At 36.2% G+C, this 15,136-nt stretch carries 15 protein-coding genes and 2 rRNA genes (1 of these 17 cut by a window edge); 2 read left to right on the top strand and 15 right to left on the bottom strand.

All coding sequences use genetic code 11. The annotated features are described in order from the left end of the window. Nucleotides 1-143 precede the first annotated feature (143 nt). The 3 genes from D9842_RS20515 to metG form a co-directional block, all read right to left on the bottom strand. Complete coding sequence (locus D9842_RS20515; protein WP_257535931.1) at nucleotides 144-1,229, bottom strand: G5 and 3D domain-containing protein; 1,086 nt, start codon at nucleotides 1,227-1,229, stop codon at nucleotides 144-146. 343 nt (nucleotides 1,230-1,572) lie between these two features. After that, on the bottom strand, nucleotides 1,573-2,343 hold the full coding sequence (locus tag D9842_RS20510) for a TatD family hydrolase (RefSeq protein ID WP_121664121.1): 771 nt from the start codon (nucleotides 2,341-2,343) through the stop codon (nucleotides 1,573-1,575). 227 nt (nucleotides 2,344-2,570) lie between these two features. Continuing rightward, nucleotides 2,571-4,556 (bottom strand): methionine--tRNA ligase, encoded by a 1,986-nt coding sequence (gene metG, locus D9842_RS20505; RefSeq protein ID WP_121664120.1) that lies wholly within the window; start codon nucleotides 4,554-4,556, stop codon nucleotides 2,571-2,573. Between the two features lie 585 nt (nucleotides 4,557-5,141). On the opposite strand from metG, the gene D9842_RS20500 reads away from it, so the two are divergent. Further along, complete coding sequence (locus D9842_RS20500) at nucleotides 5,142-5,432, top strand: transition state genes transcriptional regulator AbrB (protein ID WP_121664119.1); 291 nt, start codon at nucleotides 5,142-5,144, stop codon at nucleotides 5,430-5,432. 106 nt (nucleotides 5,433-5,538) lie between these two features. Here the strand turns inward: D9842_RS20500 and rsmI are convergent, their stop codons facing one another. The 10 genes from rsmI to D9842_RS20450 form a co-directional block, all read right to left on the bottom strand. Next, nucleotides 5,539-6,417, bottom strand: coding sequence for a 16S rRNA (cytidine(1402)-2'-O)-methyltransferase (rsmI, locus tag D9842_RS20495; protein WP_121664118.1), 879 nt, complete (start codon nucleotides 6,415-6,417; stop codon nucleotides 5,539-5,541). Between the two features lie 5 nt (nucleotides 6,418-6,422). After that, nucleotides 6,423-6,671: a GIY-YIG nuclease family protein gene (locus D9842_RS20490; protein ID WP_121664117.1), complete on the bottom strand. Its 249-nt coding sequence runs from the start codon at nucleotides 6,669-6,671 to the stop codon at nucleotides 6,423-6,425. 18 nt (nucleotides 6,672-6,689) lie between these two features. Further along, nucleotides 6,690-7,439: a tRNA1(Val) (adenine(37)-N6)-methyltransferase gene (locus D9842_RS20485; RefSeq protein ID WP_121664116.1), complete on the bottom strand. Its 750-nt coding sequence runs from the start codon at nucleotides 7,437-7,439 to the stop codon at nucleotides 6,690-6,692. A 147-nt stretch (nucleotides 7,440-7,586) separates the two neighbouring features. Then, nucleotides 7,587-7,961, bottom strand: a complete 375-nt coding sequence (yabA, locus tag D9842_RS20480; protein WP_121664115.1) for a DNA replication initiation control protein YabA — start codon at nucleotides 7,959-7,961, stop codon at nucleotides 7,587-7,589. Between the two features lie 13 nt (nucleotides 7,962-7,974). Then, nucleotides 7,975-8,802: a competence/sporulation regulator complex protein RicT gene (locus tag D9842_RS20475; RefSeq protein ID WP_098795117.1), complete on the bottom strand. Its 828-nt coding sequence runs from the start codon at nucleotides 8,800-8,802 to the stop codon at nucleotides 7,975-7,977. Between the two features lie 2 nt (nucleotides 8,803-8,804). Beyond that, nucleotides 8,805-9,797, bottom strand: a complete 993-nt coding sequence (gene holB, locus D9842_RS20470) for a DNA polymerase III subunit delta' (RefSeq protein WP_121664114.1) — start codon at nucleotides 9,795-9,797, stop codon at nucleotides 8,805-8,807. 15 nt (nucleotides 9,798-9,812) lie between these two features. Then, on the bottom strand, nucleotides 9,813-10,253 hold the full coding sequence (locus tag D9842_RS20465) for a YaaR family protein (RefSeq protein WP_121664113.1): 441 nt from the start codon (nucleotides 10,251-10,253) through the stop codon (nucleotides 9,813-9,815). Nucleotides 10,254-10,303: 50 nt separating this feature from the next. Next, entirely contained in the window at nucleotides 10,304-10,633 is a 330-nt protein-coding gene (locus D9842_RS20460; RefSeq protein WP_121664112.1) for a cyclic-di-AMP receptor, read from the bottom strand. A gap of 82 nt (nucleotides 10,634-10,715) precedes the next feature. Beyond that, nucleotides 10,716-11,345, bottom strand: coding sequence for a dTMP kinase (gene tmk / locus D9842_RS20455; protein ID WP_121664111.1), 630 nt, complete (start codon nucleotides 11,343-11,345; stop codon nucleotides 10,716-10,718). A gap of 6 nt (nucleotides 11,346-11,351) precedes the next feature. After that, a complete protein-coding gene (locus tag D9842_RS20450; protein ID WP_121664110.1) occupies nucleotides 11,352-12,779 on the bottom strand; it encodes an aminotransferase class I/II-fold pyridoxal phosphate-dependent enzyme in 1,428 nt (475 codons plus the stop codon). Between the two features lie 210 nt (nucleotides 12,780-12,989). Here D9842_RS20450 and D9842_RS20445 point away from each other — a divergent pair, with 210 nt between their 5' ends. After that, a complete protein-coding gene (locus tag D9842_RS20445; protein ID WP_373995079.1) occupies nucleotides 12,990-13,208 on the top strand; it encodes a sigma factor G inhibitor Gin in 219 nt (72 codons plus the stop codon). A gap of 437 nt (nucleotides 13,209-13,645) precedes the next feature. Here D9842_RS20445 and rrf read toward each other — a convergent pair. Next, a 5S ribosomal RNA gene (gene rrf / locus D9842_RS20440) occupies nucleotides 13,646-13,761 on the bottom strand. A 206-nt stretch (nucleotides 13,762-13,967) separates the two neighbouring features. Next, nucleotides 13,968-15,136 (bottom strand): 23S ribosomal RNA (locus D9842_RS20435) (it continues 1,760 nt past the right edge of the window).

Raw genomic sequence — 15,136 nt, 5'->3', positions numbered from 1 at the left:
ATGTAGTGAAGAACTTCATTGTTAGTATCTATTCTTACCTAAAGAGAATATAAACAGTATACAATGCTCAGAGTTTGAACAAAAGGTTTACAGCTAAGTAATAAAAAATAAAAAACAGAGGACTAAACATCCTCTGTTATGATCTATTCTAAAATTTTTATTTTTACTCTCTTCGAACCCCATCGATAGGCAGCTGATTTTGAAGGGAAGAATACATCAATCTTATTCCCTTTAATAGCGGAACCTGTATCTCCAGCAACTGCATATCCATAGCCTTCGACGTAAACCTTAGTTCCTAATGGAATCACATTAGGATCAACTGCAATTACCTTAGCGTTAGGATTGGCACGTAAATTAATACCTGTAGCTGTTGTACCTGAACAGCCATTACAGCTTGCTGTATATGCTGTTGAACTTACATAAAATTCCCTTGCAACAGAATCATTTCCGCGAGATACAGTGCTTGTTTGTTGCACTACCTTTGTACCTAAGGCAACCACACGATCTTCACTTTCTTGGACTGTTTCTGTTTTAAGTAGTTTCCTAGAAATTTCTTTTCCATTTTCCAAAATGACTTCAAAATGTTTCTCTTGCTTTCCTTCTTTACCGGACTCAAGCACTTTCTGACTTCCTTTTTCGATGTTGTTATCTTTTTTCGTTACAACATCAAAGGCTATTGGTTCTTCCACTACATCGGTGACTTTTTCTACCCGTGTAACCGTAATATCTCTCTTTTCAGCTACTTCTTCTGTCAGAGCCGGTTCAACTTTATCTAATTCATTCAATTTAACGTTTTGATTTTTTAAAAAGTCAGCGACAGTAGTCGAAGTCGTCCATACTTGTTGTTTTTCTCCGCCAACATTTAGTGTAATCTGAAATGCTTTATCAATTGTTAATGACAAATCGCTTTCTATTACTGTATCTAAAGCTGGTTTAATTTGATCATGCTCTGTGACATCCAGGTTTTCTTGTTGTATCAGTTCTTTTACTGTATCCGCTGTTGTCCAAATTGTCCTTCGTTCATCACCCATTGCAACTTTAATTGGCTTTGCTGCTTTATAGGTGATTTCCATATTATCTTTAATCTTTTGATTGACTGAAGGTAATATGTCATCTTCCTTCCTTGTATCTATATCTCTTTCTTCTAGCAAATCATTTACAGTTTCTGCATGAGTACGAACTCTCTCCTCTTTACCGTTTACGGTAAGTAAGACTGTTTCTTTCGTCATCTCGTATGTACCAAATGCAGTACCTGTTCCCAATACTAGTAAACTAGTAGCGGAAAGGACAAATTTGTTTTTTAAGACTTTCTCGGAAAACAGCTTTTTTACATTTTTGCTTAAAATGAAAACCGCCTCCTTCTTCCTCGTGGATTATATAGAGTATCTTTCTTCTTGTCAACCCTTCTGACGTTGTCTCATTTTTCCAACGTAATCATAATTATGCTTAAAATTATGAAAAAAGTGAAGCAAGAGTTATCGACAAAGATATACTATGAGGAAAAATAGACATGTAGAACTGATTGATTTATCCTTTAAGTGGACAAGCTCCTCCATAACTCGACAACGTTCGTTATCGAGTTATGCCGAATACTTTCATTGCATTGTCGGACGTTTTTCCTGCAACTTCTTCAAAACTTACTCCTCTTAACTCAGAAATCTGTTCAGCCACATATCTCACATAACTCGGCTCATTACGTTTTCCTCTGTATGGGTGGGGAGTTAAATAAGGGCAATCTGTTTCAATTAATAACCGGTCCATTGGAATTTCTTTGACTACTTCCTTTGGTTTCTTTGCATTCTTAAACGTCACTGGTCCACCAAATGAAATGTAGAAATTCATCTCCATACACTGTTTTGCAACCTCTAAACTACCTGTGAAACAGTGCATAATTCCTCCAACTTCACTAGCGTTTTCCTCCTGTAATATCTTCACAACATCCTCAGTTGCATCACGGTTATGAATAATAATTGGCAGATTCACTTCTTTTGCTAGCTGAATTTGCTTTCTAAATACTTCTTTTTGTATCTCTTTTGGCGATTTATCCCAATAGTAATCTAATCCCATTTCTCCAATAGCAACTACTTTAGGATGCTGTGATAAATCCCTAATCCAACTTAGATCTTCTTCGGTCATATCTATTGCATCTACTGGATGCCAACCGATTGCAGCATACATCATATCATACTGTTCTATTAACTCCATTGCTCTTTTAATCGTTTCATGATCAAAACCTACAACAACAATATGTGAAACACCCTCACTCTTTGCACGTTCGATAACCTCTTCTAAATCTTCCTCAAATTGCACAGCATTTAAATGTGCATGTGTATCAAAAAGCACGATAACTAACTCCCTTTCTCATTCTATTCGACAAAACAAAAAGGTGTTCAACAAATTGTTACACGTGGAACACCCATTTTTTTTCTTTTTAGACAAATATCATGTTTATTCGAGAATGAAACATCCTTAGGGAGAAAACAGCTCTTGGGCTGTATACCTCCCTTTGTGCTATCCACAGGATATTTCAACTATTACTTCATTATTAAGCATTTTTTAATGTAAACTTATTATTTTACCCTCGAACCATTAGGAAGATCAGCATCAACTGTAGCTACTGAGAGCATATCACCTTGTGAACCGGCCAAGATCATACCTTGAGAAAGCTCACCACGTAGTTTTACTGGCTTTAAGTTCACAACACAAATCACCTTTTTACCAATTAAATCTTCTGGCTTATAGTGTTTTGCAATTCCAGATACTACTTGCCTTTTTTCATAGCCTAAATCTAATTGAATTTTTAATAAACGATCGGCCTTTTTCACAGGTTCAGCATGAATGACCTCTGCTACACGAAGATCAACCTTCATAAAGTCATCAATTGTGATTTCCTCCATTGTTTCAGGAGCTGCTACTTCTTCTTTCTTCTCTTCCACTGGTGCAGAACCTTTCATTTGCTCCTTAATATAGGCAACTTCCTCCTCTACTTCAAGTCGAGGGAAAATTGGAGCTTGTTTATTCACTTTTGTTCCTTTTATTTGTCCAAATGAAGTAAGGCTATCCCAATTTTGAAGATCCTGATCCTCTATACCAAGCTGACTAAAAATCTTCACTGGTGTTTCAGTTAAGAATGGCTTTAATAGTACAGCAATGACTCGTAATGATTCTGCAAGATGAACCATGACAGAACCTAATTTTTCACGATCTTCTTCGTTTTTGGCCAATACCCATGGTTGCGTTTCATCAATATATTTATTTGTTCGGCTAACAAATTGCCATAAAGATGAAAGGGCAATAGAGAATTCCATTCTTTCCATTGAATCTTCATACTTCTTAAGCATATCTTGTGATGCTTTCACTAGAGGTTCATCATACTCTGTTTGATAACCATTATATGTTGGAACTTTACCTTCAAAGTATTTATCAATCATTGCTACTGTTCGATTTAGTAAGTTTCCTAAATCATTTGCTAAATCATAATTAACACGATCTATAAATCCTTCCGGAGTAAAGACTCCATCAGATCCAAAAGGTACTTCCCTTAGAAGATAATAACGAAGTGCATCTAAGCCATATTTATCAATTAAGGTAACAGGATCAACAACATTACCTTTTGATTTTGACATTTTACCGTCTTTCATTAGCAACCAACCATGAGCAAATACTTTTTTAGGAAGAGGTAAATCTAGTGCCATTAACATAATTGGCCAATAAATTGTATGGAAGCGTACAATTTCTTTTCCTACTATATGAACGTTAGCCGGCCAATATTTTTTATATTTCTCTTCATTCTCTGTACCATAACCAAGAGCTGTAATGTAATTAGAAAGTGCATCTATCCAAACATATATAACATGCTTTGGATCGCCAGGTACCTTTACTCCCCAATCAAATGTTGTACGAGATACAGCTAAGTCTTCTAGACCCGGTTTAATGAAGTTATTAACCATTTCATTCTTCCTTGATTCTGGTTGAATGAATTCAGGGTTTTCTTCATAATAAGCTAACAAGCGGTCTGCATACTTACTCATTTTAAAGAAGTAAGATTCTTCTTTAACTAATTCGACTGGATGACCACTATCCGGACTTTTACCACCAACAATTTTCCCATTTTCCTTAATTGGGTCCACTAACTGCAGTTCTGTATAAAACGTTTCATCCGGAACTGAGTACCAGCCCTCATACTCATCTAAATAAATATCACCTTGTTCAACAAGTTTAGAAAATATTTTTTCAACAACAACCTTATGACGTTCTTCAGTAGTACGAATAAAATCGTCGTATGAAATGTCCATTTTATTCCAAAGATCTTTAATTCCTGATACAATTCCATCTACATATGCTTGAGGTGTAATATTACTTTCTTCTGCTTTTCGTTGAATCTTTTGACCATGCTCGTCCGTTCCTGTTAAATACATAACATCAAAGCCTCGCATACGCTTATAACGCGCCATTGCATCTCCTGCTACTGTTGTATAAGCATGTCCAATGTGCAGTTTTCCACTCGGATAATAAATAGGAGTGGTAATATAAAATGTTTTTTGATTATTTTCCATTATGTAACCTCCTTAAAACTAAATAACTATTATGTAGTATTTCTAGCAAAAACGCCCTCGCCCCTAAGGACGAGAGCGATTTAGTATGGTTTATTCAACATAATATTCATTTGATCAAGTCCTGTGATTTCATTAGGTTTTTTATGTACTCAGGTAGGTTGACAATACTAACCTATCCACCTCAAACTTTTTCATACTCTTTATGATACCATCTTAGCCCTTAATATCAAGAATATATACCTAAAGTTTTTCTATTTCCCTCATTCGACATGTGCCTATTGAATTTTGTCGAAAACATAAAGGACTTTGTCGAAACACCAACTGAGAAATCGTGCTTTTTGTAACAAATTGTATATCAATTATATTCCATTTATAGGTTTTAATTACATATTTTCTGGGTATTTAATTAGATAAACCCTGTTATATCAGTTTTCTGAAAAGATTCCCCTATATTTTTACATGGAAATATAATAAAAATGATTGACGTTTATTGGAAACACTGATATGCTTAATTCAAATCATTTTTTGTCGAATATTGACGAAGTTTATCAAAAATATAGAGCATATATAGATTGAGAGGAGATCATTAAAATGAAATCTACAGGAATTGTACGTAAAGTTGACGAATTAGGGCGTGTTGTTATCCCTATCGAGCTTCGCCGCACACTTGGAATTGCAGAAAAGGATGCATTAGAAATTTATGTTGATGATGATAAAATCATCTTAAAGAAATACAAACCAAATATGACTTGCCAAATTACTGGTGAAGTTTCTGATGATAACCTAGCGTTAGCTAATGGTAAATTAGTTTTAAGCCGTGAAGGTGCTGAACTAATTTTATCTGAAATTCAAAACCAATTAATTAATAATAAATAATTCTAATCTTTAGATTAAGATTTATATATAATCAGATAAGTAACTTTGTTAATACACTTAGTTTTTAATCCTGATAGTAAAAAGGGGATCATGATTGATCCCTTTTTTATTCTACATGAAATGCTTGATAAACATCTCTCTTCTGAATCTTTCTTTCAGTTGCAACCTTTTTAATCGCATCTTTAGATGATAAACCCTCGTTTATATAATGTTCAACATGTTCTTTCATAGACAGTGAATCCCACCAAATGTCTTCCTCAATAAGTATCTCTTCACTAGTGCCTTCAATAATGATACAAAACTCTCCGCGGATTTCTGTTTCCTCTGTCCACATCATTACATCCTCTATGCTTCCGCGTATAAATTCTTCAAATTTCTTAGTTAATTCTCTCGATAAACAGATTGTACGATTTCCTAAGCTTTCATGCATAAGCTGTAATGTTTCTTTTAGGCGATGCGGGGACTCGTATAAAATAATCGTTTCTTTTCGAATACGTAGTGACTCTAATTGATTTCTTTTTTCTCTTTTTTGTCGATCTAAAAAGCCAAAAAAGAAAAACGGTTGAGGTGTAATACCTGATGCAATTAGAGCTGTTAATGCTGCGTTAGCACCCGGTAATGGGATCACCTTTCCTCCTATTTCCAGGACTTGTTTCACCAATTCACTTCCAGGATCTGAAATGGTTGGCATTCCCGCATCACTAATTAAAGCTATATTCTTATTTTGCTGTAAATACTCAATGACACGATTTCCACTAGTTTCTTTATTATGTTCATGATAGCTAAAAATAGGTGTAGAGATCTCAAAGTGATTACATAATTTTTTTGATTGTCTTGTATCTTCAGCTGCAATTAAATCTACTTCTTTTAACACCTTAATAGCTCGAAATGTCATATCCTCAAGATTTCCAATCGGAGTCGGTACTAAATACAAGTTTCCGATTTCACTTTCTTCTTGTTGAAAGCTTTTTTGAGTTTTTATCATATTTATTACCTGCTCTCTATGTATCGTTTCTTTTTTTCCTTTGTTAACTTTTTAAAACTAATTTCCATCCTTAGTGCATCGCCTTTGGAGTCATACTCCTCAGAATATAAAAGTTTCACAGGAGTTCTTCCTCTCGTATACTTTGCACCTTTTCCATCATTATGTTTTTGAATTCGTTTTTCTAAATCAACTGTATATCCAGTATAATAGCTTCCATCACTGCACTCTAACACATAAAAATAATGGTTGCCCATTTACCCTTCTCCTTAGTGTTAACCGTTCTCAGATCCATATAATATTTTCTTTATAACCGGCGTATATTCATGATTCTCATCATACACAAAGATCGGAGGCATTAACTTCAAGTCTGCTTGTCCACCTTTTATTCCTTCAATTAAGAGTGTATTTGCTTCTTTTCCTTGTTTTGGATAAACAAATTGTATCCGTTTCGGCTCTACCCCATATTTTCTCATTAGCTCTGTTATGTCAACTAATCTCCCTGGTCTATGAACTATTGAAACTTTTCCACCTTGTTTTACAAGTTGACTACATACTCTTATCACATCTTCTAATGTACATAAAATTTCATGTCTTGCAATGGCGAGATGCTCATTAAGATTTTGTTTATCTTTAGCAGGAGTTTTAAAATAAGGAGGGTTGCATGTCACAACATCAAACTTTCCATATCCAAGTTCATTTGGCATGTCTTTTAAATCACCATGGATTAGCTTAATTTGATTTTCTAACTTATTGTATTCAACACTTCTTATAGCCATTTGATAAAGTCTTTCTTGAATCTCAACACCTACGATATTTCCTTTTGTTCTTGTACTAAGAATAAGCGGGACAATCCCATTACCCGTACATAAATCAATGATCTTTCCTTTTTGAATAGGCATATATGCAAATCTAGAAAGTAATACAGCATCCAATGAAAAGGAAAAAACTGTTGGACTTTGGATAATTCTTAGATTTTCAGCTAATAAATAATCCAATCTTTCGTCACCTATTAACTTAACCATCTTTCTCTATGCTCCTTTTTAAGCGCTCTATTGTGTGCTTTATATAAAGTTGGCTCAACTCCAAGCCATTATGATGATAGCCTTCACTTTTCTATACTTTCTAATAGTAAAAAAAAGACTGACACATAATCAATATGAGTCAGTTTATTATTTCTTATTTAAGAATGATAAGCAAAATAAACAATCACCATCTTTGCGAATGCTTCCATAATGTAAATTACAAATATGAAAGCCCTCTTGATACAGTCTTGCTAAATTATCATACCCTTCACCTATATCAACTGAATTCTGCTTTTTTTGCTGTTTTTCTTTTGATTTTGCCTTTTTTGTTTTTACCGTACTTTTTGTATTTGTTATTGTTGAATCTAAGCGTCGGCGCAGGTTCTCATTTTCTATTTGTAAATGATGATTTTCCTCAATAAGTTCAGCCAGATGCTGCTTTAATTCACCTAATTGAGTATATAGAGATCCGATTTGCTCTTCCATACTGCTGACAGATTCAAATATCTCCTTCTTATCCACTTGTGCCACCTCATTAATCTGTGGATTGCATTGGAACTACGCCTTCTTTCTGCAATTCATCCCAAGTGTATTCAACCACGCGTTCTTGTTCCACTAGGTTTACCTGTAATATTTTCTCTAATATATTTAAACCAACGACTTTACCTTGTCCATTAGGTGTTTCAATCATTTCTCCTAAATCCGGAAGCTGTTCTTTTGCCGATTCATATTCATCATTTTCATACTTTAAACAGCACATAAGACGACCACATAGACCAGATATTTTCGTCGGATTTAAAGATAAATTTTGATCCTTTGCCATTTTAATAGAGACTGGTTCAAAGTCCCCTAGAAAAGTAGAACAACACAGCATACGCCCGCAAGGCCCTATGCCACCAAGCATTTTTGCCTCGTCACGTACACCAATTTGTCGAAGTTCAATTCTGGTTTTAAAAATAGCTGCTAAGTCTTTTACTAATTCTCTAAAGTCAACACGACCATCTGCAGTGAAGTAGAAGATGACCTTATTGCGATCAAATGTATATTCAACATCAACTAGCTTCATATCTAGTCCATGTTCTGACACTTTTTTCTGACACACATGATAGGCTTCTGATGCTGCTTCTTGATTTTCCTGAACCATTAAACGGTCCTTTTCATCAGCAAGACGAATCACCTTTTTTAAAGGCAAAACAACATCATTTTCTTCTACCTTTTTATTATTTAAAACAACTTTTCCATATTCAATTCCTCGAATTGTCTCAACAATGACAAAATCATCATCATCTATATGAAGACCATTAGGGTCAAAATAATATATTTTGCCCGCCTTTTTAAAGCGAACACCTACAACATTATACAAACTTATCCCTCCTGCAATGTTAAAACCAATTGCTCCATAAGTAATTGTGGATTCACATTGGCATGAAGCCTTTTTTTAGCTTCTAATATAGAAGTAATCTTCTCTGTTACACTTCTTTGGGTCATTTGAAGGGCATGCTGTTTTATTTGCTGAATGATGTCATGATAAATAATGTTTTCTTCATTACCTATTTGTATAGATAAGACATCTTTATATAAATATAATAGCAAGTCTAACCCTGTATCTTGCTTATCTTTATCATTAAAGTGGTTCATCCACTCCGTGTGTATATATAATGGCGCCTGTCCTTTTTGAGTGATAAGGACCTCATACAATTTTATCACTTTCAATCTAGCCTGCGCAAACCAATCATCTTTTGTTAAGTCCAATGCAGCATTAAGATCATTTGTTAGTTGCGACACTAATGCGGCAATATGCTTCGCTACTCCTGACTTCTCAAGGGTTTCTTGGATTGCAATAGGCTGTAGTGGGTGAAAGGATAATAGCTGACACCTTGAAAGAATTGTATTTAATATTTTATGATACTGTTCAGTTATTAGAATGGCAATTGTGTTTGCGTTAGGCTCTTCTAAAAACTTTAATAAGCTGTTAGCTGCATTAACAGTCATTTTATCAGCATGGATAATCATATAAAGCTTTTTATTGGACTCTACTCCAGACTTAGAAAACTCTTCTTGCAAAGCTTGAATTTGTCCCTTTTTTATTGATAATCCATCTGGTTCTACAATATGAACATCAGGATGATTTCCTGAATCTATTCTTCTACAGTTTTTACAGTTATCACATGGTTCATAGGTTTGAAGATTTTCACAAAAGAAACTTTTTGCTAAAAGAATTCCAGCATCTTTCTTGCCTGTCCCTTTCTTTCCTTCAAACAAATAGGCATGTGCTAACCGTTGTTTTTGAATACTATTTGCTAATAACTTCATCACACGCGGTTGATATGTGACTAGTTCTTGCCAGTTTTTGTCCATATTACTCATCACTCTCTACGTATAGAGGTTAACAAGTAAGCCTTTAACCTCGCCTATTTTTGCAAGAATATCAATTGATGAACTTTCTTTACTCATCATTTCATCTGTAAGATTTATTAATAACTCATCAACCTGTTCAATAATTTTTAAAGAACGGCTGTTTCCATTATAATCCCAGCTTCTTGACTGCTTCATATTCATTCCGTATTCAACAGCCTCATGAATAAACTTTTTAACTAAAAGCTTGTACTTTGACAAATCACTGAAGTTTCTTGACTTTCCTAACCTTCGACCTGCATCATCTATATTTGCCAACAATTTCGTTAGCTGATCATTTTGTAGCTTATTACCTTGCTTGACAATGAGGTCTTGGAAGCCCTTTGAAGATGCTTGAGCTACCTTCTGTTCCATTCCTCTTTTATCCAAGGTAGATCTTATATCCTGACTTATCTTCATCATATACCTCCATGGCTTATAAGGCCATATAGACATTATCTAAATCAATCTTAAAATTGATGAAATTGTTCAACAGGTAGAACGAAAACAGTTGCTCCTCCAACCTCTACTTCAACAGGGTATGGAATAAATGAGTCGGCATTTCCACCCATTGGTGAAACTGGTGCCACAAGCTGATCTCTCGACTTACAATTATCCTTAACAATTTGCAATGCTTTATCAACTCTAATATCCTCAGTACCAATCATAAATGTTGTATTACCGGATTTAAGAAATCCACCTGAACTTGATAGTTTTGTAACACGGAAATTATGCTCAGTAAGTGCATTTAAGAGTTTATTACTATCTTGGTCCTGTACAACAACAATAATTAACTTCATATATAGAAGCCTCCCTTTATTGTAACATGTCCATCTATGTGAATCATTGCTTGTTTAATGGTAATTTCATGATAGCTTATGCTTAAAAAGAAATCACCCTTTTTAATGCTGTTTTTACGTCATTTACTACTTCACCAATTGATTTTTCAGCATCAATCACAATTATACGGTCTGGAAATCTTTCTAGAACTTTTTGATATCCTTCCTGTACTTTCCGATGAAACGATATATTTTCTAAGTCCAAACGATTTTTTTCTCTTTCTGAACTTTTTGATATTCTCTGAAGCCCTACCTCAGGGTCAATTTTAAAGTAAAAAGTTAGATCAGGCATCAATCCATTAATTGCAAATTCATTTATTGAAAACACTTCATCAATTCCTAATCCTCTTGCATACCCTTGATACGCCAATGAACTATCGATAAATCGATCACAAAAAACGACTTTACCGGACTCGATTGCAGGAATAACCTTTTCAACTAAATGTTGCCTTCTCGCTGCAGCATAAAGCAGGGCTTCTGTTCGAGGATCCATTTCAGTATGATCTTTATGTAAGATAACCTCTCTTATTTTCTCAGCAATATGGATACCACCAGGCTCCCTTGTAAAAACAGCTTCTGTCTCGATAACTTTTATGTCTTTCATCAATTCCTCAAGGACAGATGTTTTTCCTGCTCCCTCTGGACCTTCAAATGTAATAAATTTGCCTTTCAAACAATGTCACCTCTTATAGATACTTATTTTGCCTTGTTTAATATTACTGTCACCTTGAATGTTTACACCTGATTGGAGTAGTTCTTTTAAGCGATCTATCAAATCAGCTGTAATCGTTTGTCCTATCATAATAAAAGGAATACCTGGCGGATATGGAATGATTGACTCCGCAGAAAAATGTCCAACTGCTTCCTCTAACATAACTGTTTGCTTTTCACATTTTTTTAAATATGAATAAGATCTTTCTAATCTATGTATGCCAATTTCCTCAAACTCTCTCCAAACTTTTTGATTCATGTTCGACTTTGCATTGTTTGGTGGAGGTTGGATTGATGCTAACTTTTCACCTAATAAACAATCACTTGCAAGTGGCAAAACAAATAAAACATGATCAGGATTAGCTAACTCTGTAAATATCCCATGATGCTCTAAATAACTCTGTAGCTCGTAACCTGATAATCCATTTGTAGAGCGAATTGTGACTTTCAAAGGATCTGAATGTATAAGTTTATCATTCGTTTCAATCACGTCCAAATAATTCAGTGCCTTAATCTGCTGTTTTATTATTTCTGTAGATTTTATAATATCAACTTGTGCTTCCTCTTTTATGGTTCTTTCTAGATAAGCTCGAGCCATATCCAATGATGCCATGATAGGATATGACGGACTACTACTTTGTAGCATCGATAAATAAAATTCTATCTTTTCTCTATCTATAAGCTTGCTATTAAAGTGTAGATACGACCCCATTGTCATTGCCGGTAAAGTTTTATGAGCAGAATGAATAACAACATCAGCACCAGCCTCTATCGCTGACATCGGAAATCCATTTCCAGCTATAAAGTGGGCGCCATGTGCCTCATCCACTAGTACAGGAATATGATATTTATGTGCAAATTCTATAACTTCTTTTAAATGAACTGTTAATCCATAATAGTTAGGATTCGTTATGATTAAGGCCTTCGCATTTGGATAAAGGGAGATTGCCTTCTTTACCCTGTCGCATTCAATATAACTAGGAACTTGATAATCTTCATCCACTTTTGGTGATAAAAATATAGGGGTAGCTCCAGCAAGCTGAATGCCATGTATAATTGATTTATGTGAATTGCGTTGGACTAGAACTTCCTCACCTTCTAGACAAGATCCTAGTATCATCGCCAGATTTCCAACGGTTGATCCATTAACTAAAAAATAAGACCTTTCAACTCCATATAACTCTGCCGTTAACTGTTGTGCCTCAGCTATGACTCCTTTAGCATCATGTAAATCATCCAAACCAGTTAACTCAGTTACATCATAACGTAAAATATCCTTATAAACCTGCTCCATTTGTTTTAACATTACTGTCCCGTTTTTATGTCCCGGCACATGCAATGATAAAGAATTCCTCTCAGCATGCTTCTGCAAAGCCGAATAAAGAGGCATTTTCATATTATAATCATCGTCCTTTATTATCTATAAACTAATTATAACAATACTTAACTTCCTTATCGACCGAAGAAAATATGTACAGCTATACTTTTTAAAAAATCAATGATTAACAATCACAGATAAGCGCCCAATACATATTATACGGATAACAAAAATAATTAAATTCATAATTGTGTATACAATAATAAACTTTTGGTCAAAATAAAAGGTATGGAGGTGGAGAATATGAATTCTACTAGTTTACAACATTTAAATGGGGAAACTTGCATTATATGTGACAAGGAAAAGGAAACAGGAATTCATCTCTATACGAGTTTCATATGTGTAGAATGTGAAAAAAACATAACAAACACACAAACATCTGACCCTAAATACCAATACTACTTAGAAAAATTAAGAAGAGTGAAAAACCCGCCGCTTTATTCTTAGAGGTGGAGAGGTGGTGCCTGTCACTTCCCGGATTTTGTAGAATAATGTTGGTTAGAAATAAAGTTGATACGCAAGGTGAATAGATGAAGGGCATATTCTTTGTGATATGCTCTTTTTTTGTTTTTTACAGAGTTTTCTTTGTTATTTTGAAATTTTTAGCTTCATTTAGCTTGTGATTACTGTGTAAACACAGGTTTTCTGCTTAAGGCTAGAGCTACAGGTTCACTTCCATAGACAATTTAGATGTGGTTTATATGTTTATCTTCAATTCTGAATACTTTATCTTCGATTATTAAGGTTTTATCTTCGATTCTGGGTACTTTATCTACGATTATTAAGGTTTTATCTTCGATTCTACAGATTTCTACAACCCTCAACATTTCATTTTATAACTTCACAAAAAAAGACCAGTATCTCTACTGATCTTTTCTCATCTTACTTGGCGACGTCCTACTCTCACAGGGGGAAACCCCCAACTACCATCGGCGCTGAAGAGCTTAACTTCCGTGTTCGGCATGGGAACGGGTGTGACCTCTTCGCCATCATCACCAAATAATATTTAGTTTGAAGGATGTTCCTTCAAAACTAGATAACGATTCACAATTCAACTTCACTCTACTGAGTTTATGCTCTTACTTTGTCCAGCTCCAGAAGCCAAATCCTACGGTAATTTCACTCTCTCGAAGAAGTCAAAGAATGACTTCATCTCGATCGCTCCAATTCCCTATGGATTTAAGCGGGCTTCTTCCGCTTTCCTTATAGGTTAAGTCCTCGATCGATTAGTATCAGTCAGCTCCACACGTCACCGCGCTTCCACCTCTGACCTATCAACCTGATCATCTTTCAGGGATCTTACTCACTAATGTGATGGGAAATCTCATCTTGAGGGGGGCTTCATGCTTAGATGCTTTCAGCACTTATCCCTTCCGCACATAGCTACCCAGCTATGCCTTTGGCAAGACAACTGGTACACCAGCGGTGCGTCCATCCCGGTCCTCTCGTACTAAGGACAGCTCCTCTCAAATTTCCTACGCCCACGACGGATAGGGACCGAACTGTCTCACGACGTTCTGAACCCAGCTCGCGTACCGCTTTAATGGGCGAACAGCCCAACCCTTGGGACCGACTACAGCCCCAGGATGCGATGAGCCGACATCGAGGTGCCAAACCTCCCCGTCGATGTGGACTCTTGGGGGAGATAAGCCTGTTATCCCCGGGGTAGCTTTTATCCGTTGAGCGATGGCCCTTCCATGCGGAACCACCGGATCACTAAGCCCGACTTTCGTCCCTGCTCGACTTGTAGGTCTCGCAGTCAAGCTCCCTTGTGCCTTTACACTCTACGAATGATTTCCAACCATTCTGAGGGAACCTTTGGGCGCCTCCGTTACATTTTAGGAGGCGACCGCCCCAGTCAAACTGCCCACCTGACACTGTCTCCCAGCCCGATCAGGGCTGTGGGTTAGAATTTCAATACAGCCAGGGTAGTATCCCACCGACGCCTCCACCGAAGCTAGCGCTCCGGCTTCTCAGGCTCCTACCTATCCTGTACAAGCTGTACCAAAATTCAATATCAGGCTACAGTAAAGCTCCACGGGGTCTTTCCGTCCTGTCGCGGGTAACCTGCATCTTCACAGGTACTATAATTTCACCGAGTCTCTCGTTGAGACAGTGCCCAGATCGTTACGCCTTTCGTGCGGGTCGGAACTTACCCGACAAGGAATTTCGCTACCTTAGGACCGTTATAGTTACGGCCGCCGTTTACTGGGGCTTCGGTTCAAAGCTTCGCTTGCGCTAACCTCTCCCCTTAACCTTCCAGCACCGGGCAGGCGTCAGCCCCTATACTTCGCCTTGCGGCTTCGCAGAGACCTGTGTTTTTGCTAAACAGTCGCCTGGGCCTATTCACTGCGGCTTTTCCGGGCTATTCACCC

It is taken from the genome of Metabacillus litoralis, assembly GCF_003667825.1.
GTDB lineage: Bacteria > Bacillota > Bacilli > Bacillales > Bacillaceae > Metabacillus > Metabacillus litoralis_B.
This window is presented reverse-complemented; position numbering and strand designations above follow the sequence as displayed.

Bases quoted from the DNA above. Each gene is read 5' to 3' on its own strand.
- D9842_RS20490 (WP_121664117.1), bottom strand. From the start codon at position 6,671: ATGGGCAACCATTATTTTTATGTGTTAGAGTGCAGTGATGGAAGCTAT.
- D9842_RS20445 (WP_373995079.1), top strand. From the start codon at position 12,990: ATGGAGGTGGAGAATATGAATTCTACTAGTTTACAACATTTAAATGGG.
- D9842_RS20465 (WP_121664113.1), bottom strand. From the start codon at position 10,253: ATGAAGATAAGTCAGGATATAAGATCTACCTTGGATAAAAGAGGAATG.
- D9842_RS20515 (WP_257535931.1), bottom strand. From the start codon at position 1,229: ATGACGAAAGAAACAGTCTTACTTACCGTAAACGGTAAAGAGGAGAGA.
- holB (WP_121664114.1), bottom strand. From the start codon at position 9,797: ATGGACAAAAACTGGCAAGAACTAGTCACATATCAACCGCGTGTGATG.
- D9842_RS20460 (WP_121664112.1), bottom strand. From the start codon at position 10,633: ATGAAGTTAATTATTGTTGTTGTACAGGACCAAGATAGTAATAAACTC.
- rsmI (WP_121664118.1), bottom strand. From the start codon at position 6,417: ATGATAAAAACTCAAAAAAGCTTTCAACAAGAAGAAAGTGAAATCGGA.
- D9842_RS20485 (WP_121664116.1), bottom strand. From the start codon at position 7,439: ATGGTTAAGTTAATAGGTGACGAAAGATTGGATTATTTATTAGCTGAA.
- metG (WP_121664120.1), bottom strand. From the start codon at position 4,556: ATGGAAAATAATCAAAAAACATTTTATATTACCACTCCTATTTATTAT.
- D9842_RS20450 (WP_121664110.1), bottom strand. From the start codon at position 12,779: ATGAAAATGCCTCTTTATTCGGCTTTGCAGAAGCATGCTGAGAGGAAT.